The organism is Pseudomonas sp., assembly GCF_028293835.1.
Lineage (GTDB): Bacteria > Pseudomonadota > Gammaproteobacteria > Pseudomonadales > Pseudomonadaceae > Aquipseudomonas.
This window is the reverse complement of record NZ_JAQGNX010000170.1, coordinates 84620-104783: the sequence shown is the minus strand read 5'-3', so window position 1 is coordinate 104783 and position 20164 is coordinate 84620. Positions and strand designations below refer to the sequence as shown.

Here is a 20164-nt window from a genome sequence, read left to right as displayed (position 1 = left end):
GTTCAATCAGCCTTATCAGCGGGACGTGCAGAAGAAAAAGTGCGTCGCGAAACCGGAGACACGTGCGGCGAGCCGTTATTGAGGCCAATCATCAGCGCTTGTGACCAACGACCGAGCAACTTGAACAAATCGCCGGCACCGACCTGACGGTTCGCGGTTTTCAGCACACGCCCCAGGCACGCATCGTCATCCCGGTTAGAGGATGATGAATTGAGCATGTCACGCAGTGATTCTTCGAACGGATCGTGCATAGGTACCTCACGCAATGTCACTGAAAGACGCAACAAAATCTGGCTGAGTCACAACTGAGTCATTCGGTAGCGAAAATATTCGAACATTTATACCACCCAGCGCCAACGCCGAAACAACCAATACTGACCAATCCCCACGGCGCCCATGATCGAGCATGCGACCAAAAAGCCGTACGGACTGGCCGAACCGGGAATTCCACCGACATTGACCCCAAGCAAGCCGGTCAAAAAGCTCATAGGCAGGAAGATTCCGGTCACGATGCCAAAACGGTACATGACCCGGTTCATCCGTTCGCTGAGGCGTCTATCCTCAGTCTCCAGGACCAATCCTACACGTTCCCGGGTCAGCTCCAGCTCTTCCAGATACCGCGTCAAGCTATTGTTCAGCTCGTTCCAGTAGTTGGCATCGTCTTCGACGAACCACGGCACTTTGTTCCGGGTCAGTTGCGCGTAAACCTCGCGCTGCGGAGCCAGAAAACGCCGCAAAGCGGCCGCGCGACGTCGTATATGCAGCATGTCACCGTGGTCACAAGCATACCGTTCGTCGGCATCTATTTTTTCTTCCTCCTCGTCGACTAATTCCGACAACTCGGTAACCAATGCCTGGACCTTATCTGTCATGTATTGGGCGAGATAAAGAATCAACTCAGACGCGTTTTTCGGACCGCTACCCGCATTGAATCTCTCGATCAGCTCATCGGTAGCCCTTAACTGACGCAAACGCAGGGAGATCACTTGTTGCGCCGCGGCAAAAATCCGCACCGAGACCATGTCTTCGGGCTCGGCACCGGGGTTGAGGTTGACCCCGCGCAGGAACAGCAGCAATTCGGAGTTGGGCAACGGCACCAGACGCGGCCGGGTATTTTCTTCCAGCAGCAAGTCGCAGCTGAACTCACTCAGCCCGCTGGCGCTGCGCAACCAGGTCTGGGTTTGTGGATGGCCACGATCCCAGTGCAGCCAAACGCTTTCCTGCGGCTGCAACTGAAGACCTTCCAAATCGGTTCGAGCTATGAAACGCGCCCCGCCCTGACCATCCAGCACCAGGGCATGCACCAGCCCCCATTGCGCGTTTGTTTCGTCGAACATTGGGTGTCCTGTTATTCGGGCATTTTCAGCGCAGACGGCGAAACGATCACGCCGTTGTTATCGGCGTAGACAAACTGCCCTGGGTGGAAGGTCACGCCAGCGAAGGTCACGGCCACGTTTAGATCGCCGATACCGCGCTTGTCGGTTTTCTTCGGGTGACTGGCCAGTGCCTGGACACCCAGATCGGTTTGCGCAATCACATCGACGTCGCGAATGCAGCCATAGATGACCAAACCTTCCCAGCCATTTTTGGCGGCTTTCTCAGCCAGCATGTCACCCAGCAATGCACAACGCAGCGATCCGCCGCCATCGACCACCAGCACTTTACCTTTGCCCGCCAGTTCGACCTGGTCCTTGACCAGCGAATTGTCTTCGAAGCATTTGATGGTGACGATTTCGCCACCAAATGAATCGCGACCACCGAAATTGCTGAACATCGGTTCTACCACCTGCACCAACTGCGGGTAGGCATCGCACAAATCGGGAGTGATGTAATGCATGGGTGAGCTCCTTTAGTGAAAGAACGACCATTATTTATTTAGCTGCAGCCTGGGCTATGAGGCTAGACATCGACGCCGATACTGGCGCCGTCATAGACCAGCCCGAACATTTTCAGGCTTGGACAGGAGGGCTGTGACGCGCGCCCACTGGGTAGCTGAAATTCCATGCCGTGGCGCTGGCACCGCAAGACCGTACCCATAAGCGTGGCAGTGCGCAAGGGTGCGCCTTGATGCGGGCAGCTGTCTTCGAGCAGCAATGGCTGATTATCGACCACCATTAATAACAGATTGCGCCCAGCAACCTTGAAGGTTTGCCGGTAGCCTTCGTGCAAATTGATCAGCCGCTCAAGAGGAAAAAACATAGGGAAGAACCGCAATCCAAGAAAGGCTGAAACAGCATGAAGGGTCATAGCTTAGCCGCATCTGGCAGCCGTTGAAACGCTTCAAGCGCCGACGCTTGCTCCCTGCACATCAACCCGCGTCTGCGCTTGACCGGCCAACGAGACCGAAGGGTCGCGTAACCAACTGACCACCATCGGCCAGACTTGGGTTTGCGCGCTTTTACTGACCAGCATCTCGACATGACCAAAATCATCGCTGAAACCTTGAGCCCGACCCAGACATACAAACTGACGCACTGGCGACGCAAACTGCTCACTGAGTGTGCGACAGGCCCAGGGCGGGTCTTGATGATCACCGACAGCGGCAACGGCCAATACCGGCACCTGCACCTCGTTCAAGCCAGCCCACCAATCGCGGTCTTTGTCACCAAAGCGGCTGAAAAGCCCGTACCAGCGCATGCATTCCAGCGCCAGGCCTATAGGTTCATCTTCCGGCCCGCGCTTAAAACGCGATCCGGAAATGTGCGCAAATCGCTTAAGCAGCAGGCGTGCGCCCCACTCCACCAAGGGTACTTTCAACGGCCAGTAGTTGCGACTGACCTGGCTGCCGAACAATGCCACCGAAGCCACCGCGGCCTGGCCAAGGTAATGCCCGCCCAGGGCTGCAGCCAAGGTGATGCCGCCCAGGGAATGACCGATCCAGTGGGGAATTTGCCCACTTTGTTCACGGACAAATGCCCCAATCGCTGGCAGGTCGTAACGCGCGTAATCAGCGACGCGGTTACGTCGATAGTGTTGATTGCGCGACGAAAGACCGTGCCCGCGCATTTCCGCGATCCACACATCAAAGCCGGCCCGGGCCAGATACGCGCCTAAGCCGATACCTTTGGGTGAATACCAGAAACGTCGGTTGGAGAAACTGCCGTGCAACAAAATCACGGGCACGCCACGGGAATCAGCGCTGTCCACCAGCCCAAGACGGGTCACGGCCAGCTCAACGCTAATGTCCGGGCTGTTGGCGGGTTTTAAACGGTATACGTCCTCGATCAGATCGCCACGACGTTCGGCGCTAATCAAGGCCACTGGAAAAAGATCGCTGCTGCTTTGCATATTGCTCTTGCACAAAAAAGGCGGCTTATGAAAAACCGCCTTGCCAGAATGTGACCGACCCACCGAAGTGGGCCGGGGTTTAGCGCGTACTACCTCAGACCGGAGCCTGTTCTTCAGCCAGGAAGAACCATGTTTCCAAGACGGAGTCCGGGTTCAGCGAGACACTTTCAATGCCTTGATCCATCAACCAGCGCGCAAGATCCGGATGATCAGAAGGGCCTTGACCGCAGATACCGATGTATTTACCAGCCTTGTTGCACGCTTGAATCGCGTTGGACAACAGCTTCTTGACCGCAGGGTTACGCTCGTCGAACAGGTGAGCAATGATCCCGGAGTCACGGTCCAGGCCCAACGTCAGTTGGGTCAGGTCGTTGGAGCCAATGGAGAAGCCGTCGAAGAACTCAAGGAACTCTTCTGCCAGAATCGCGTTAGACGGCAATTCGCACATCATGATGATGCGCAGACCGTTTTCACCCCGTGTCAGGCCATTGGCGGCCAACAGGTCAATCACCTGGCTCGCTTCCCCCAGGGTCCGCACGAACGGCACCATGATTTCGACGTTGGTCAGGCCCATCTCGTTGCGCACGCGCTTGAGCGCGCGGCACTCTAGCTCGAAGCAGTCACGGAAGCTTTCGCTGATATAACGCGAAGCGCCGCGGAAACCCAACATCGGGTTCTCTTCTTCCGGTTCGTACAGCTTGCCGCCGATCAGGTTGGCGTACTCGTTGGACTTGAAGTCCGACAAACGTACGATGACTTTCTTCGGCGTGAACGCTGCGGCCAGGGTGCTGATGCCCTCGACCAGTTTTTCCACGTAAAATCCCACCGGATCGTTGTAGCCGGCGATGCGCTTGTCGACGCTGTCTTTGATGTCCTGGGGCAAACCGGCGTAGTTCAACAGTGCCTTCGGGTGCACGCCGATCATGCGGTTAATGATGAACTCCAGACGCGCCAGGCCGACACCGGCGTTGGGCAACTGGGCAAAATCGAATGCGCGGTCGGGGTTGCCAACGTTCATCATGATTTTGAACGGCAGTTCAGGCATGGCATCAACGGAGTTTTTCTTGATGTCGAAGCCCAGTTCACCTTCGAAGATGTAACCGGTGTCGCCTTCGGCACACGAAACAGTAACGCCCTGCCCGTCTTTCAGCAGTTCCGTCGCATTGCCACAACCCACCACTGCCGGAATGCCCAGTTCACGAGCGATGATTGCCGCATGGCACGTCCGGCCACCGCGGTTGGTGACGATGGCACTGGCGCGCTTCATCACCGGTTCCCAATCCGGGTCGGTCATGTCGGACACGAGTACATCGCCCGGCTGAACCTTGTCCATCTCGGAAACGTCTTTGATGATCCGCACTTTACCGGCACCGATCCGCTGACCGATTGCGCGACCCTCCACCAGCACGGTGCCGGTTTCCTTGAGCAGGTAGCGCTCCATGACATTGGCCGAGGTACGGCTTTTCACGGTTTCAGGACGGGCCTGAACGATGTACAGCTTGCCGTCGTCACCGTCTTTGGCCCACTCGATGTCCATCGGGCACTTGTAGTGCTTTTCGATGATCATTGCTTGCTTGGCCAGTTCGCTGACCTCGGCATCGCTCAAGCAGAAGCGGGCGCGATCCGCAGGCGCGACGTCGATGACCTTGACCGATTTACCGGCCTTGGCTTCGTCGCCGTAGATCATCATGATTGCTTTGCTGCCCAGGTTGCGGCGCAAGATCGCAGGACGACCGGCTTCAAGGGTATTTTTGTGAACGTAGAATTCGTCCGGGTTCACGGCGCCCTGAACAACGGTTTCACCCAGGCCGTAAGCGCCGGTGATGAATACCACGTCACGGAAGCCGGATTCGGTGTCCAGCGTGAACATCACGCCAGCAGTACCGGTTTCGGAACGAACCATGCGCTGCACGCCAGCCGACAACGCGACCAATTTGTGATCGAAGCCCTGGTGCACTCGATACGAAATGGCACGGTCGTTGAACAACGAGGCGAACACTTCCTTGGCCGCCCGGATGACGTTTTCGACGCCACGGATGTTCAGGAAGGTTTCTTGCTGACCGGCGAACGAGGCGTCTGGCAAGTCTTCGGCGGTGGCCGAAGAGCGCACGGCGACGGCGAGGTTAGGGTTGCCAGCCGACAGTTCGGCGAAAGCGGTGCGAATTTCCGCGTTGAGTTTTTCCGGGAATTCGGCGTCCATGATCCAGGCGCGAATTTGCGCACCGGTCTTGGCCAATGCATTGACGTCGTCGACATCAAGGGCATCAAGGGCTGCATGGATCTGATCATTCAAACCGCTTAACTCAAGGAAATCACGATACGCTTGAGCCGTAGTGGCGAAGCCACCGGGAACCGAAACACCGGCACCCGCGAGGTTGCTGATCATCTCGCCGAGGGATGCGTTCTTGCCCCCCACGTGCTCCACATCATGGACGCCGAGCTTATCGAGGGAAACTACGTACTCTACCAAGGTGATCTCTCCACTAACTGTGTTGGGAAAAGCTCAGGGCGCTGAAACTACACGAGCGGTTCCGAGCGTGTATGGCCTGGACCTGCAAAATAAGTGAAAATGCCGACTATCAAGGTCCGCCAGCGGGCCTATCATAACTAACAATCGACCTCAGCTTAAGGCCTCGGCGCAAATGAAACGATCTGCTTTCTTTATCTCCGACGGCACCGGCATTACCGCTGAAACCCTCGGTCAAAGCCTGTTAGCGCAATTCGAAAACATAACCTTCAACAAGTTCACGCGGCCCTACATCGACAGCATCGAAAAGGCGCGCGCAATGGTACAACAGATCAACAACGCCGCGGACAAAGACGAGGTGCGACCGATTATTTTCGACACCATCGTCAATCAGGAAATTCGTGAGGTCCTGGCGACATCCAACGGTTTCATGATCGATATTTTTTCGACCTTTCTTGCCCCCCTTGAGCAAGAGCTTAGTTCACACTCGTCCTACTCAGTGGGGAAATCTCACTCTATCGGGCACAACTCCAACTACATGGAACGCATCGAGGCGGTGAACTTCGCCCTGGACAACGATGACGGCGCCCGCACGCATTATTACGACAAGGCCGACCTGATCCTGGTAGGCGTCTCGCGCTGCGGTAAAACCCCTACCTGCCTGTACATGGCCATGCAATTCGGCATCCGTGCGGCAAATTATCCGTTGACCGAAGACGACATGGAACGCCTGCAATTGCCGGCCGCGCTCAAGGCGCATCGTAGCAAGCTATTTGGCCTGACCATCGATCCAGATCGCCTTACCGCCATCCGCCATGAACGTAAACCCAACAGTCGTTACTCCAGCTTTGCCCAGTGCGAATTCGAAGTGCGCGAAGTAGAAAGCTTGTTCCGCCGTGAGAACATCCCGCATATAAATTCCACACATTTTTCGGTGGAAGAAATCTCGGCAAAAATCCTCGTGGAAAAAGGCGTGGAGCGCAGATTCAAATAACGCCTCAATACTATCTGTAGGAGCCAACTTGTTGGCGAGAGGGCCCCAAGCGGCACCAGAAACACCGCCTCACCAACAAGTTGGCTCCTACCGTGGACCTGTATGCCGAGTTTAAATCACAAACATATCCACAAACCGATGAACCGGCATGGCCTCCAGCAGCTCCTGGTTTTTACACAGCGCAAAGATCTCGGCGCTGCGCTGGGCAGTAAATCGGGTCGCTAAATTGCTGCTGAACTTGTCTTCCAGTAACGGAATGCCTTCCACCCGACGCCGCCGGTGGCCAATGGGGTATTCGACCACTACTTTCTCAGTGGCCGACCCGTCCTTGAAAAACACCTGAATCGCATTAGCAATCGAGCGCTTGTCCGCTTCCAAATATTCCTGGGTGTAACGAGGATCCTCGACGATTACCATCTTGTCGCGCAGTTGGTCGATGATCGGATGCGAAGCGTGGAAATCATCTTCGTACTGCTCGGCGACCAGATTGCCGAAGGCCAACGGCACTGCGGTCATGTACTGAATGCAGTGGTCACGGTCGGCAGCGTTGGCCAATTTACCTTGCTTCGAAATAATCCGAATCGCCGATTCATGAGTGGTGATGACGATTTTGTCGATCTCGCTCAGGCGACTTCTGACCTGGGGATGCAGCGTCACGGCTGCTTCGCACGCCGTCTGGGCGTGAAACTCGGCGGGAAAGCTGATTTTGAACAGCACATTTTCCATCACATACGTGCCGTAGGCCTGGGACAGACTAAAGGCGCGCTTGTCGTCGGGCTTAAGCGCCAAGTCGTTGTTGGTGTGGCTGAACAGGACGTCGTAAAAACCCCATTGCGGCGCACTCAGCACGCCGGGAATACCCATCTCGCCGCGCATGGCAATATCGGCCAAACGGACCCCTCGACTGGACGCATCTCCCGCCGCCCAGGATTTACGTGAGCCAGCATTCGGTGCATGCCTATAGGTGCGCAACGCCTGACCATCGACAAAGGCATGGGACAACGCCGCCAGCAGTTGCTCACGGTTGGCCCCCATCATTTTGGCAGTGACCGCCGTGGACGCTACTTTCACCAGCAACACGTGATCAAGGCCGACTCGGTTGAAGGAGTTCTCCAAGGCCATCACGCCCTGGATCTCATGGGCCATGATCATCGCCTCCAGCACCGTGCCCATGGTCAACGGCGCATCGCCATTGGCCACACGCTTTTGCGACAGGTGATCGGCCACCGCAAGAATGCCGCCGAGGTTGTCCGAAGGATGACCCCACTCGGCCGCCAGCCAGGTGTCGTTGTAATCGAGCCAACGGATAATGCAGCCAATGTCCCATGCCGCCTTGACCGGGTCCAGACGATAGCTGGTACCGGGTACGCGGGCGCCGAACGGGACGACTGTGCCTTCGACAATCGGGCCCAGGTGCTTGGTGCACTCGGGAAAACGCAGCGCCAACAACCCACAACCCAACGTGTCCATTAAACAGTTGCGCGCGGTATTTAGCGCTTCTTTGGATTCGATGGTGTAGCCCAGGACGTAATCGGCAATGTCTTGCAGTACCTTGTCGTAATCCGGACGGTTGTTGGTTTCAACGTTGGCGCTCATGACTGCTTCTCCGTTTAGTCAAATTCACTGGCCGCGCGGGCCTCTTCATTCTCTGTAGGAGGAATACGCCCACCTGCGGGGTTAAATCACATCCCCCGGCACCCGCACGGTTCCTTCCATCAACACCCGAGCGCTGCGGCTCATGATGGCTTTGGTAACTTTCCACTCACCGTTTTCCTGGGTCGCTTCGGCGCCAACCCGCAAGGTGCCGGACGGATGGCCAAAACGCACCGCACTGCGTTTGCTACCGCCTGCCGCCAGATTGACCAAGGTCCCGGAGATCGCCGCCGCGGTGCCAATGGCTACCGCCGCGGTGCCCATCATGGCGTGGTGCAGTTTGCCCATGGACAGGGCGCGGACCAACAGATCAACGTCAGCCGCAGCGATTGCCTTGCCGCTGGACGCCGTATAAGCAGCCGGTGCCGCGACAATCGCAACCTTGGGCGTGTGTTGGCGTTTTGCCGCTTCATCCAGGTCCTGAATCAGCCCCATGCGCAAAGCACCATAAGCACGAATGGTCTCGAACATCGCCAGCGCCCTGGGGTCGCCATTGATGTCGCCTTGCAACTCGGTGCCGGTGTAACCGATGTCGTGGGCGTTAACAAAAATGGTCGGAATGCCCGCATTGATCATCGTCACCTTCAAGGTGCCAACGCCGGGCACTTCCAGCTCGTCGATCAGGTTGCCGGTGGGAAACATCGAACCGCCCGCCCCCTCTTCTTCGGCGGCCGGATTGATGAACTCCAACTGCACTTCAGCCGCTGGGAAGGTCACGCCGTCCAGTTCAAAATCACCGGTTTCCTGCACCGCGCCTTCAGTCATCGGCACGTGGGCAATAATTGTCTTGCCGATGTTGGCTTGCCAGATCCGCACGATGGCCACACCGTTTTGGGGCACACGACTCGCGTCGACCAGCCCATTGCTGATGGCAAACGGGCCGACTGCCGCAGAAAGGTTGCCACAGTTGCCGCTCCAGTCCACGAACGGCTTATCGATAGACACCTGACCAAACAGGTAATCGACGTCATGATCGGCCTTGATGCTCTTCGAAAGAATTACCGTTTTGCTGGTGCTGGACGTCGCGGCGCCCATGCCGTCGATTTGTTTATCGTACGGGTCCGGGCTGCCGATCACCCGCAACAGCAGTGCATCACGGGCCGGCCCTGGAATCCGGGCCGCTTCGGGCAGGTCTTGCAAGCGAAAGAACACACCTTTGCTGGTGCCGCCACGCATGTAGGTGGCGGCGATCTTGATTTGTGCTGGATGCGCCATGGAAATAGTCTCCTGCTGGCTTAAGCCGTGGCCGATTCGAGGAAGTCTTGGGCGAAACGTTGCAGCACCCCGCCCGCTTCGTAGATCGACGCTTCTTCTGCGGTGTCGAGTCGGCAAGTGACGGGCACTTCAAGCCGCTCGCCGTTCTTGCGATTGATCACCAGCGTCAGGGTAGTACGCGGAATACGCTCGCCGATCACGTCGAAGGTTTCGCTGCCGTCGATGCCCAGCGTGGTGCGATTAACCCCCGGTTTGAATTCCAGCGGCAGTACGCCCATGCCCACCAGGTTGGTGCGGTGGATACGCTCGAAGCCTTCCGCCGCGATGGCTTCAACCCCGGCCAGACGCACACCTTTGGCGGCCCAGTCCCGGGACGAACCCTGACCGTAATCAGCGCCAGCAATGATGATCAGCGGCTGCTTGCGTTCCATGTATGTTTCGATGGCTTCCCACATGCGCGTGACCTGGCCTTCAGGTTCTATACGAGTCAGCGAGCCTTCTTTCAGCTTGCCGTCGACCATGGCCATTTCGTTGCGCAGGCGTGGGTTGGCAAAGGTCGCACGCTGGGCGGTCAAGTGGTCGCCCCGGTGCGTAGCGTAAGAGTTGAAGTCTACTTCCGGCAGGCCCATTTTTGCCAGGTATTCACCGGCAGCACTGTCGAGCATGATCGCGTTGGACGGCGATAAATGGTCAGTGGTGATGTTGTCCGGCAGCACAGCCAATGGACGCATGCCGGTCAGCGTGCGTTCCCCAGCCAAGGCCCCCTCCCAGTACGGCGGGCGGCGGATATAGGTGCTTTGTGGACGCCAGTCATAAAGCGGGCCGACTTTGACGCCGTCGTCTTCCTGGATGGCGAACATCGGGATGTAAACCTGATTGAACTGCGCCGGCTTGACGCTGGCCTTGAACACCGCGTCGATTTCTTCGTCAGTCGGCCATATGTCTTTCAAGGTCACCGCGTGACCCTCGGCGTCGATGCCCAACACGTCTTTCTCAATGTCGAAACGAATGGTCCCGGCAATCGCATAGGCCACCACCAACGGCGGTGAAGCGAGAAAGGCCTGCTGCGCGTACGGATGAATCCGTCCGTCGAAGTTGCGGTTACCGGACAACACGGCGGTGGCATACAGCTTGCGGTCCACCACTTCCTGTTGAATCACCGGGTCCAGGGCGCCGGACATGCCGTTGCACGAGGTGCAAGCATAGGCCACGACGCCGAAGCCCAACTGTTCCAGCTCCGAGAGCAGACCGCCTTCTTGCAGGTACAGGGTCACGGTTTTCGAGCCCGGCGCCAGAGAGGTTTTAACCCACGGTTTACGGGTCAGGCCCAAGCGATTGGCGTTACGGGCGAGCAACCCGGCAGCGATCATGTTGCGCGGGTTGTTGGTATTGGTGCAGCTGGTGATCGCCGCGATGATGACCGCGCCATCTGGCATCAGGCCCGGCTCATTTTCGACGATGCCGCTGATGCCGCGCGCTGCCAGCTCAGAGGTCGGCACCCGGTTATGCGGATTCGACGGCCCTGCGATGTTACGCACCACAGTGGACAGGTCAAAAGCAATAACCCGCTCGTATTCAGCGTTTTTCAGGCTGTCGGCCCACAGGCCGGTTTCTTTGGCATACAGCTCTACCAAGCGAACCTGCTCATCATCGCGCCCTGTGAGTTTCAGGTAATCGATGGTTTGTTTATCGATGTAGAACATGGCCGCTGTAGAGCCGAACTCCGGGGTCATGTTGGAAATGGTCGCGCGGTCGCCCAGGGTCAGGTGGGACGCGCCTTCACCGTAGAATTCCAGGTAGGACGACACGACTTTTTGGTTACGCAAGAATTCGGTCAGGGCCAACACGATGTCAGTGGCGGTAATCCCTTCCTGAGGCTTGCCCGAAAGCTCAACGCCGATGATGTCCGGCAGGCGCATCCACGAGGCACGGCCAAGCATCACGCTTTCGGCTTCAAGGCCACCGACACCAATGGCGATCACACCCAGCGCATCCACCATTGGCGTATGGCTGTCGGTGCCGACCAACGTGTCCGGAAACGCCACGCCATTCAACACCTGGATCACCGGGGACATCCGCTCGAGGTTGATCTGGTGCAGGATGCCGTTGCCGGGTGGAATCACGTCAATGTTCTTGAAGGCTTTCTTGGTCCAGTTAATAAAGTGAAAACGGTCTTCGTTACGACGGTCTTCAATGGAGCGATTCTTTTCAAACGCATCTTTCTCGAAACCACCGTGTTCGACGGCCAGCGAGTGGTCAACCACCAGCTGTGTCGGCACCACGGGATTGACCAACGCAGGGTCGCCGCCTTGGGCAGCAATGGCGTCGCGCAAGCCCGCAAGGTCAACCAGCGCGGTCTGGCCCAGAATGTCGTGGCACACCACCCGCGCCGGAAACCACGGGAAGTCGAGATCGCGCCTGCGATCAATCAACTGGCCCAGAGAGGCGTTCAGGGTTGCCGGATCACAGCGGCGCACCAGGTTTTCGGCAAACACGCGAGAGGTGTACGGCAGCGTGTCGTAGGCCCCAGGCTTGATGGCGTCAACCGCAGCGCGGGTGTCGAAATAATCCAGCCGAGTGCCGGGCAAAGACTTGCGAAATTCACTGTTCATGGCGTTGGGAACTCGATCACGGGGCGGTTCAAAAGGTCCGGGCAAAGGGTCAGGGGGCGGGTGGACGGCTGCCCGCTCCCCTGTTCCTGATCAGCGCTGTTCGATTGGCACGAACTTGCGCTGTTCGACGCCGATGTATTCGGCGCTCGGACGGATAATGCGATTATTGGCGCGCTGCTCGAAGACGTGAGCAGCCCAGCCCGTCAGCCGCGAACAGACAAATATCGGCGTGAACAGCTTGGTGGGAATGCCCATGAAGTGGTACGTCGAGGCGTGATAGAAGTCAGCATTTGGAAACAATTTTTTCTGTTCCCACATGGTTTTATCGATGGCTTCCGAGACGGCGTACAGCACCGTATCACCGGCTTCGTCGGCGAGCTTCTTCGCCCAGCCTTTGATCACTTCATTGCGCGGATCGGAGATTTTATAGATCGCATGACCGAAGCCCATGATCTTGTCTTTGCGCTCCAGCATGGCCAGCGTGCCTTTGACCGCCTCGTCAGCCGAACCGAAGCGCTCGATCATCTCCATGGCGGCTTCGTTGGCGCCGCCGTGCAATGGACCGCGCAAGGTGCCGATGGCCGCAGTGATGCAGGAATAAAGGTCCGACAGGGTCGATGCACAGACCCGAGCGGTAAAGGTCGAGGCGTTGAATTCATGTTCGGCGTAGAGAATCAGCGACACATCCATCACCTTTCGGTGCAGCTCGCTGGGTTTTTTATCCAGCAACAATTGCAGGAAATGCCCGCCGATGGATTCTTCGTCGGTCACGCAATTCAGGCGCACGCCGTCATGGCTGAAGCGATACCAGTAGCACATGATCGCCGGAAATGCCGCCAACAGCCGGTCGGTGCTGTCCCGTTGCTGGTCGAAGCTTGTTTCAGGCTCCAATGTACCCAGCATCGATGCACCGGTGCGCATCACGTCCATGGGATGGGTGTCGGCAGGAATGCGTTCCAGCACTTCTTTCAAGGCCTGGGGCAAATCACGCAAGCCTTGCAGCTTCTTCAGGTAAGCAGCCAATTCGGCTTTAGTCGGCAACTCGCCATACAGCAGCAGATACGCCACTTCCTCGAAACGCGCTTCGGCGGCCAGTTCACGCACGTCGCAGCCGCGATAGGTCAGGCCCGCGCCCTCTTGCCCTACGGTGGACAATGCCGTCTGTCCGGCGACTTGACCGCGCAGGCCAGCGCCGCTCAACACTTTTGCTTCAGCCATTGCTTTCTCCAATCTTGAATTTATTAGGGAGCACCATCGAACTGCACAGGGCAATTTTCCTCCAGACAGGTTATGCCTGGATTGCGGTTTCGCGATTATTTTTTGTTGGCAAACAGCGCATCAAGCTTCTGCTCGAAGGTGTGGTAATCAATGGCGTCGTACAACTCCATGCGGGTTTGCATGGTGTCCACGACGTTTTTCTGGGTGCCGTCACGGCGGATTGCGCCGTAAACGTTTTCCGCTGCTTTGTTCATCGCACGGAACGCCGACAACGGGTACAGCACCAGAGAAACATCAGCGGATTGCAATTCGTCAACCGTGAACAGGGGCGTCGCGCCGAATTCAGTGATGTTCGCCAGAATCGGCGCACCAACCCGAGCCGCAAACAGTTTGTACATGTCCAGTTCGGTAATGGCTTCCGGGAACACCATGTCGGCGCCGGCTTCGATGCAGGCGGCGGCACGGTCCAGCGCCGACTCCAGGCCTTCGACGGCCAGTGCATCAGTGCGCGCCATGATCACAAAGCTATCATCGGTGCGGGCGTCAACCGCTGCCTTGATCCGGTCGACCATTTCTTGCTGGGAGACAATTTCTTTACCCGGACGATGACCGCAGCGCTTGGCACCCACCTGGTCTTCGATGTGAATCGCTGCTGCGCCGAACTTTATCATCGAGCGCACGGTGCGCGCTACGTTGAACGCTGAAGAGCCAAAACCGGTGTCGACATCCACTAACAGCGGCAGGTCGCACACGTCGGTGATCCGGCGTACGTCGGTCAGTACGTCATCCAGCCCGGTAATGCCCAAGTCTGGCAGGCCCAACGAGCCCGCAGCCACACCGCCACCCGACAGGTAAATAGCTTTGAATCCGGCGCGTTTAGCCAGCAGCGCATGGTTGGCGTTGATCGCGCCAACCACTTGCAACGGGTGTTCGTTGGCGACGGCATCACGAAAGCGTTGGCCGGGAGTATTCTTATTGCTCATTTTTCACCTCGGGCTGTGGCGTGTGGAGCGGCCTGATAGTGGCGCTCGATGTTGCGTTTCGACGCGCCGATGTGTCGGCGCATCAACAGTTCAGCCAGTTCGCCGTCACGTTCGGCAATGGCATCCAGAATTCGGTGGTGTTCGGCAAACGCCTGGTGTGGGCGATTGGGGGTGGCGGAAAATTGAATGCGGTACATGCGCACCAGTTGGTACAGGTCGCCGCAGAGCATTTGGGTCAATGTCTGATTGCCACTGCCCTGAATGATCCGGTAATGAAAGTCGAAATCGCCTTCCTGCTGGTAATAGCCGACGCCCGCCCGAAATGCTTCATCGCGCTCATGGGTATCCAGCACCCGACGCAGTTCGTCGATCTCTTCGGTGGTCATGCGTTCGGCCGCCAGGCGGCAGGCCATGCCTTCCAGTGACTCGCGGATTTCGTAGAGTTCGATCAGTTCTGCGTGGCTCAGGGAAACCACTCGAGCGCCGACGTGGGGAATACGCACCAGCAGGCGCTGCCCTTCCAGACGGTGAATGGCCTCACGCAGCGGCCCGCGACTGATACCGTAGGTGCGGGCCAGCTCCGGCTCCGAGATTTTACTGCCCGGCGCGATATCGCCTTTGACGATTGCCGCCTGAATGCGCCGGAAGACATTCTCAGACAAGGTCTCGGGGTCATCCTGTAGCGGAGCTGCTATTTGCGTTGCTTCCGACATATTGTCTACACCTTGTCCGCCAGTGGCGCTAAAACTAGCCAATACCAGCTAATACGTCAATTAAAAAATCAATACTGTCGACAATCTCATGAGGCCAACGAAACCTCTGTAGGAGCAAACTTGTTGGCGAAGCGGTGTGCTTGACGTACCGCGCCCGGCCTTCGTCAACAGGCTCGCCCTACAGAAGGGCTGTGCAATGGGGAATATCGCTACAGCATCTGGCGATCCGTACTAAGCGCTGCGGCGAAATCCTTCATGCTAGAATGCCGCGCGCAAGTTGCTACGCAGTGCCATCCTTTATTGCGCCAGGACCTATGAGACTCAAACCCCTCCTAACCCTTCTCTGTTTATCAGTCCTGCCCGGTATCAGCACCGCCGCTGACAAAACCGTGTATGGCCTGAACGAGTACGCGAACCTTTCGGATATTGATCTGCAAGTGGCGGCAAAACTCGATACCGGCGCCAAAACCGCTTCCTTGAGCGCCCGTGACATCAAACGCTTCAAACGCAACGGCGAACATTGGGTACGTTTTTACCTGGCCATTGACGATGCCCATGCGCACCCCATTGAACGGCCCTTGGCCCGGGACAGCCGGATCAAGCGCCGAGCCAGCGATTACGACCCTGACGACGATAAGAAATACACGGCCCGCCCGGTTATCAGCCTGGATGTGTGCCTGGGAAATACTTTACGCACCATCGAGGTGAACTTGACTGATAGAAGTGCTTTCCAATACCCGCTTTTGATTGGTTCAGAAGCACTGAAGCACTTTGATGCGCTGATCGACCCCAGTCTTAAATATGCGGCCGGCAAACCGGCCTGCGCTACCGTCGCTCATATCGCAGAGTAATACCCAATGCGTTCTATCACCCTCCATCTGAAAATCTTGATTGCCGTTCTGGTGGCATTGGGGATAGCGGTCACGGCGTACCAGATTTTCGTGCTTGGCATCCCGGTTACCGAGGACGAGACCGACGACCTGTGGAACATCGACGCTAAAGTCGAGTTCGTCGCCAATGCCAAAGACCCGGTCAAAATACAAATGTTCGTGCCGCCATTGAGCCACGACTTCGTCAGCCTTAATGAAAGCTTTATTTCAAATAATTACGGGGTCAGCGTCAATCGTGTGGATGGCAACCGCAAAGTCACATGGTCGGCACGTCGCGCCAGCGGCAACCAGACCCTCTATTACCGACTGGTGCTGACCAAACGCTACAGCGGCGACAAACCCAAGATCAAAGGCCCGACGTTCCGTGACAGCATCGCCATTGAAGGCCCGGAAAAAATTGCCGCCGATGCTTTGCTAGCGCCGATTCGCCAGCACTCGGCAGACACCGAAACCTTCATCACCGAAGCCATCAAGCGGGTCAATAACCTCAGCGATGACAACGTAAAGCTGCTGCTGGCCGGCGACACCGCCACCGCGAACAAAGCCCGCATTACCGAATTGTTGCTGTCGGTTGCCCACGTACCGGTGGAAAAAGTCCACACCATTCGGCTTGTTGCTGACCAGCCGCAAACGCCAGAGCTATGGTTACGCAGCTTCAACGGCAAGGTCTGGCTGTATTTCAACCCGGATACCGGCGAACAAGGCATGCCCACCGACCGACTGTTGTGGTGGGTCGGGGATGAAAACTTGATCAGCGCCGAGGGTGGGAAAAAAGTCACGGTCAACTTCACCCTGAATAACAGCGAAATGAACGCCATTCGCCTGGCTAAATTGACCGACGCCAATACCAACGGTGACTTCCTCGGCTATTCACTGTACGGCTTGCCGTTGCAGACCCAGCAGACCTTTATGATCATGGTGATGATCCCTATTGGCGTGCTGGTGATCTTGATTTTGCGCAATTTGGTAGGCCTCGAAACCCTGGGCACTTTCACTCCCGTATTGATCGCCTTGGCATTCCGGGAGACGCAACTGGGGTTCGGCATTGTCTTGTTCACTATTATTACCGCGCTGGGCTTGTCCCTGCGCTCCTATCTGGAACATTTGAAATTGCAAATGCTGCCGCGATTGTCAGTCGTACTGACATTTGTTGTAGTCCTGATCGCCGCCATCAGTTTATTCAGCCACAAATTGGGCCTGGAACGCGGGTTGTCGGTGGCCCTGTTCCCCATGGTGATTCTGACCATGACCATAGAACGCCTGTCCATCACCTGGGAAGAGCGCGGCAGCGGCCATGCGATGAAAGTCGCCATCGGCACGCTGTTCGCCGCTTCCCTGGCACACATCATCATGAGCGTGCCGGAGCTGATCTATTTCGTTTTCACCTTCCCCGCCGTGCTGCTGATTCTGGTGGGTTTTATGCTGGCCATGGGTCGTTATCGCGGCTATCGCCTGACTGAGTTGTTCCGTTTCAAAGCCTTCCTCGACAAAGAGCTCAAAGCAGAGAAGGAACAGGCTAAATGATCGGTCTGTGGAAAACCTGGAAGGCCCTTGAAGCCAGGGGCATCATGGGTATTAACCGGCGTAACGCCGATTACGTACTGAAGTACAACAAGCGCAACTTGTACCCCATCGTCGACGACAAAATCGTCACCAAAGAGCGGGCGATTCAGGCCGGGATTCATGTGCCAGAGATGTTTGGCGTAATCTCCACCGAAAAGGAAATCTCGCGGCTGGACGAAATTATTGGCGGGCGCGACGACTTTGTAATCAAGCCGGCCAAGGGCGCCGGTGGCGATGGAATTCTGGTGATTGCCGACCGTTTCGAAGAGCGCTTTCGCACAGTGTCCGGAAAGATCATCAGCCGTGAAGAAATCGAGCATCTGATCTCCAGCATCCTTACGGGCCTGTATTCATTGGGCGGTCATCGCGACCGCGCCTTGATCGAATACAGGGTCAAGCCGGACCAGATTTTTAGAAGCATCAGCTTTGAAGGCGTGCCGGACATCCGCGTTATCGTGCTGATGGGTTATCCGATCATGGCAATGCTGCGCTTACCGACCCGTCAGTCCAACGGCAAAGCCAACCTGCACCAGGGGGCCATCGGCGTCGGCGTCGACCTGGCCACCGGTTTGACCCTGCACGGGACTTGGCTCAACACTATTATTCATAAACATCCAGACACCACCAATGCGGTAGACGGCGTGCAGTTGCCCAATTGGGATGGCTTCATGAAGCTTTCGGCGCGCTGCTATGAGCTGTGCGGCTTGGGTTACATAGGCGTCGATATGGTGTTGGATCAGGACCAGGGGCCGTTGATTCTGGAGATCAATGCACGGCCCGGCTTGAATATTCAAATCGCCAATGATTGCGGCTTGACCCATCGAGCACGGGCGGTTGAAGAGCGGCTGGAACAGCTGGCGCTCACCGGCGGGCGGGATTCACCGGAAGAGCGCGTGCGGTTCGTGCAGGGGCTGTTTGGGCATGTGACAACCGTTTCCCCCTAGTTGCCCGCCCGCTGGAGGATTACAATCGCCGCCCGCACGCCGATACTGATCTTCTTCAAATGCCCACCTGCGCCGTACACCCACTGCCCTACAGCCCCAACCCTTCCGGATACTTTTCGCGGATACGGCGCGCACCTGGCGCAGTGCTGCTCGACAGTGGGCGTCCAACCGCCGACCGTGGGCGTTTTGACCTGATGAGCGCCTGGCCCTACGCAGAATTGCTGACCCAGCCCGAAGAAAATGGTCTTGCCTTTTTTCAACGCTTGCGTAGCAGTATCGAGGCGTTGGGCCACGCTGAGTTACCTGAAGACTGTCCATTGCCGTTTGCAGGCGGAGTCATCGGATACCTCGCGTATGACTTCGGTCGACGACTGGAGCCGCTTCCCGCTCAGGGCCTCGATGATTTGCATTTGCCGGACGCGAGACTGGGTGTTTATGCCTGGGCGCTGGTCAGCGATCACCTGCAGCGTACGAGTCAGTTGGTGTTTCATCCGACACTGGCTCAAACGGAGCGGCAACGTTTGCTGACGCTATTTTCTGAAGATTCAGACCTTCAGTTGTCAACGTTCACGCTAACAACGCCTTTTGCGGCGAACCTCAGCGCCAGCGACTACCGCAGCGCCTTCCTGCGCATTGAGGCTTATATACAGGCCGGCGATTGTTACCAGGTCAATTTTGCCCAGCGCTTTCAGGCCAGTTATCAAGGTGATCCGTGGGCCGCTTATTGCGGCTTGCGTCTCGCCTGCCCGACGCCTTTTTCCGGGTACATGGCGTTGCCCGATGGCGACGCAGTGCTCAGTTTGTCACCGGAGCGCTTCGTCAAGGTCAGTAACAAACAGGTAGAAACACGGCCGATCAAAGGCACCCGCCCGCGTGGACGTGATCCCACCGAGGATGCGGCCTATGCCGCTGAATTGCTGGTCAGCGACAAAGACCGGGCGGAAAACCTGATGATTGTCGATTTGTTGCGCAACGACTTGGGTCGCAGCTGTCGTATCGGCTCGGTGAAGGTGCCTGAATTATTCAGCCTGGAAACGTATCCGAATGTGCATCATTTGGTCAGCAGCGTGATCGGCGAACTGGCCGACGGTAAAGATGCCCTGGACCTGATTGCAGGCAGTTTTCCCGGTGGTTCGATCACTGGCGCGCCGAAAATCCGGGCGATGCAAATTATCGACGAACTTGAGCCCACACGCCGTGCACTGTATTGCGGATCGTTGATGTACCTGGACGTGCGCGGCGAAATGGACAGCTCCATCGCCATTCGCAGCTTGCTGGTCAAAGACGGACAGGTGTCGTGCTGGGGCGGTGGCGGAATTGTCGCGGACTCAGAGTGTGAGGCGGAATATCAAGAGTCCATCACTAAGGTGCGGCTATTGCTGGAGACGTTGCAGGGGCTTTGATGTTAAACGCGCCCATTCCGCTCTACTTATTGAGTTAAAAATAATCTGTAGGAGCGGCCGAAGGCTGCGATTCGACCGGGAACCGGCCGCCTCGGTTAGACCGCTGAAGGTCGTGCCGGTCGGCCGCACCCCCGGCCTATCGAAGCCTTCGGCAGCGCCTACACGTCGAACTGCGCGACAGCGCGGCGTCTGGACGAAGGGCAACCTCCTACCCATGTACG

General features: G+C 57.2%; 17 protein-coding genes. 5 read left to right on the top strand and 12 right to left on the bottom strand.

The window, feature by feature from the left end:
- Positions 1-2: 2 nt before the first annotated feature.
- The 6 genes from JWR17_RS23040 to ppsA all read right to left on the bottom strand — a co-directional run bounded on the left by JWR17_RS23040 (position 3) and on the right by ppsA (position 5758).
- Positions 3-251: a CrfX protein gene (locus JWR17_RS23040; RefSeq protein ID WP_299835179.1), complete on the bottom strand. Its 249-nt coding sequence runs from the start codon at positions 249-251 to the stop codon at positions 3-5.
- A gap of 87 nt (positions 252-338) precedes the next feature.
- Positions 339-1337, bottom strand: coding sequence for a zinc transporter ZntB (locus JWR17_RS23035; RefSeq protein WP_299835177.1), 999 nt, complete (start codon positions 1335-1337; stop codon positions 339-341).
- An 11-nt stretch (positions 1338-1348) separates the two neighbouring features.
- Positions 1349-1837 (bottom strand): ribonuclease E activity regulator RraA, encoded by a 489-nt coding sequence (rraA, locus tag JWR17_RS23030; RefSeq protein ID WP_299835175.1) that lies wholly within the window; start codon positions 1835-1837, stop codon positions 1349-1351.
- Between the two features lie 62 nt (positions 1838-1899).
- Entirely contained in the window at positions 1900-2199 is a 300-nt protein-coding gene (locus tag JWR17_RS23025; RefSeq protein WP_299835173.1) for a Rieske 2Fe-2S domain-containing protein, read from the bottom strand.
- Between the two features lie 81 nt (positions 2200-2280).
- Complete coding sequence (locus JWR17_RS23020) at positions 2281-3288, bottom strand: alpha/beta fold hydrolase (protein WP_299835172.1); 1008 nt, start codon at positions 3286-3288, stop codon at positions 2281-2283.
- 94 nt (positions 3289-3382) lie between these two features.
- A complete protein-coding gene (ppsA, locus tag JWR17_RS23015; RefSeq protein ID WP_299835170.1) occupies positions 3383-5758 on the bottom strand; it encodes a phosphoenolpyruvate synthase in 2376 nt (791 codons plus the stop codon).
- Between the two features lie 172 nt (positions 5759-5930).
- On the opposite strand from ppsA, the gene JWR17_RS23010 reads away from it, so the two are divergent.
- Positions 5931-6749 (top strand): pyruvate, water dikinase regulatory protein, encoded by an 819-nt coding sequence (locus tag JWR17_RS23010; protein ID WP_299835168.1) that lies wholly within the window; start codon positions 5931-5933, stop codon positions 6747-6749.
- A 111-nt stretch (positions 6750-6860) separates the two neighbouring features.
- Here JWR17_RS23010 and prpD read toward each other — a convergent pair whose 3' ends face one another.
- The 6 genes from prpD to JWR17_RS22980 all read right to left on the bottom strand — a co-directional run bounded on the left by prpD (position 6861) and on the right by JWR17_RS22980 (position 15143).
- Positions 6861-8345 carry a 2-methylcitrate dehydratase gene (gene prpD, locus JWR17_RS23005; protein WP_299835167.1) on the bottom strand — a complete coding sequence of 495 codons (1485 nt, stop codon included), beginning with the start codon at positions 8343-8345 and terminating at the stop codon, positions 6861-6863.
- An 81-nt stretch (positions 8346-8426) separates the two neighbouring features.
- On the bottom strand, positions 8427-9617 hold the full coding sequence (gene prpF, locus JWR17_RS23000; RefSeq protein ID WP_299835165.1) for a 2-methylaconitate cis-trans isomerase PrpF: 1191 nt from the start codon (positions 9615-9617) through the stop codon (positions 8427-8429).
- Positions 9618-9637: 20 nt separating this feature from the next.
- On the bottom strand, positions 9638-12229 hold the full coding sequence (acnD, locus tag JWR17_RS22995) for a Fe/S-dependent 2-methylisocitrate dehydratase AcnD (RefSeq protein ID WP_299835163.1): 2592 nt from the start codon (positions 12227-12229) through the stop codon (positions 9638-9640).
- A gap of 90 nt (positions 12230-12319) precedes the next feature.
- Positions 12320-13447 (bottom strand): 2-methylcitrate synthase, encoded by a 1128-nt coding sequence (gene prpC, locus JWR17_RS22990; RefSeq protein WP_299835161.1) that lies wholly within the window; start codon positions 13445-13447, stop codon positions 12320-12322.
- Positions 13448-13542: 95 nt separating this feature from the next.
- Complete coding sequence (gene prpB / locus JWR17_RS22985) at positions 13543-14430, bottom strand: methylisocitrate lyase (protein WP_299835159.1); 888 nt, start codon at positions 14428-14430, stop codon at positions 13543-13545.
- Positions 14427-15143: a GntR family transcriptional regulator gene (locus tag JWR17_RS22980; RefSeq protein ID WP_299835158.1), complete on the bottom strand. Its 717-nt coding sequence runs from the start codon at positions 15141-15143 to the stop codon at positions 14427-14429. The genes prpB and JWR17_RS22980 overlap by 4 nt, the downstream gene beginning before the upstream one ends.
- 314 nt (positions 15144-15457) lie before the next feature.
- Here JWR17_RS22980 and JWR17_RS22975 point away from each other — a divergent pair, with 314 nt between their 5' ends.
- From JWR17_RS22975 to pabB, 4 genes are read left to right on the top strand one after another with little or no spacing between them, the layout of a single operon-like run.
- A complete protein-coding gene (locus JWR17_RS22975; RefSeq protein ID WP_299835156.1) occupies positions 15458-15994 on the top strand; it encodes an ATP-dependent zinc protease in 537 nt (178 codons plus the stop codon).
- 6 nt (positions 15995-16000) lie between these two features.
- Positions 16001-17557: an inactive transglutaminase family protein gene (locus JWR17_RS22970; RefSeq protein ID WP_299835155.1), complete on the top strand. Its 1557-nt coding sequence runs from the start codon at positions 16001-16003 to the stop codon at positions 17555-17557.
- Positions 17557-18540 carry an alpha-L-glutamate ligase-like protein gene (locus tag JWR17_RS22965; RefSeq protein WP_299835344.1) on the top strand — a complete coding sequence of 328 codons (984 nt, stop codon included), beginning with the start codon at positions 17557-17559 and terminating at the stop codon, positions 18538-18540. The genes JWR17_RS22970 and JWR17_RS22965 overlap by 1 nt, the downstream gene beginning before the upstream one ends.
- A gap of 59 nt (positions 18541-18599) precedes the next feature.
- Positions 18600-19943, top strand: a complete 1344-nt coding sequence (gene pabB / locus JWR17_RS22960) for an aminodeoxychorismate synthase component I (RefSeq protein ID WP_299835153.1) — start codon at positions 18600-18602, stop codon at positions 19941-19943.
- Positions 19944-20164 lie beyond the last annotated feature (221 nt).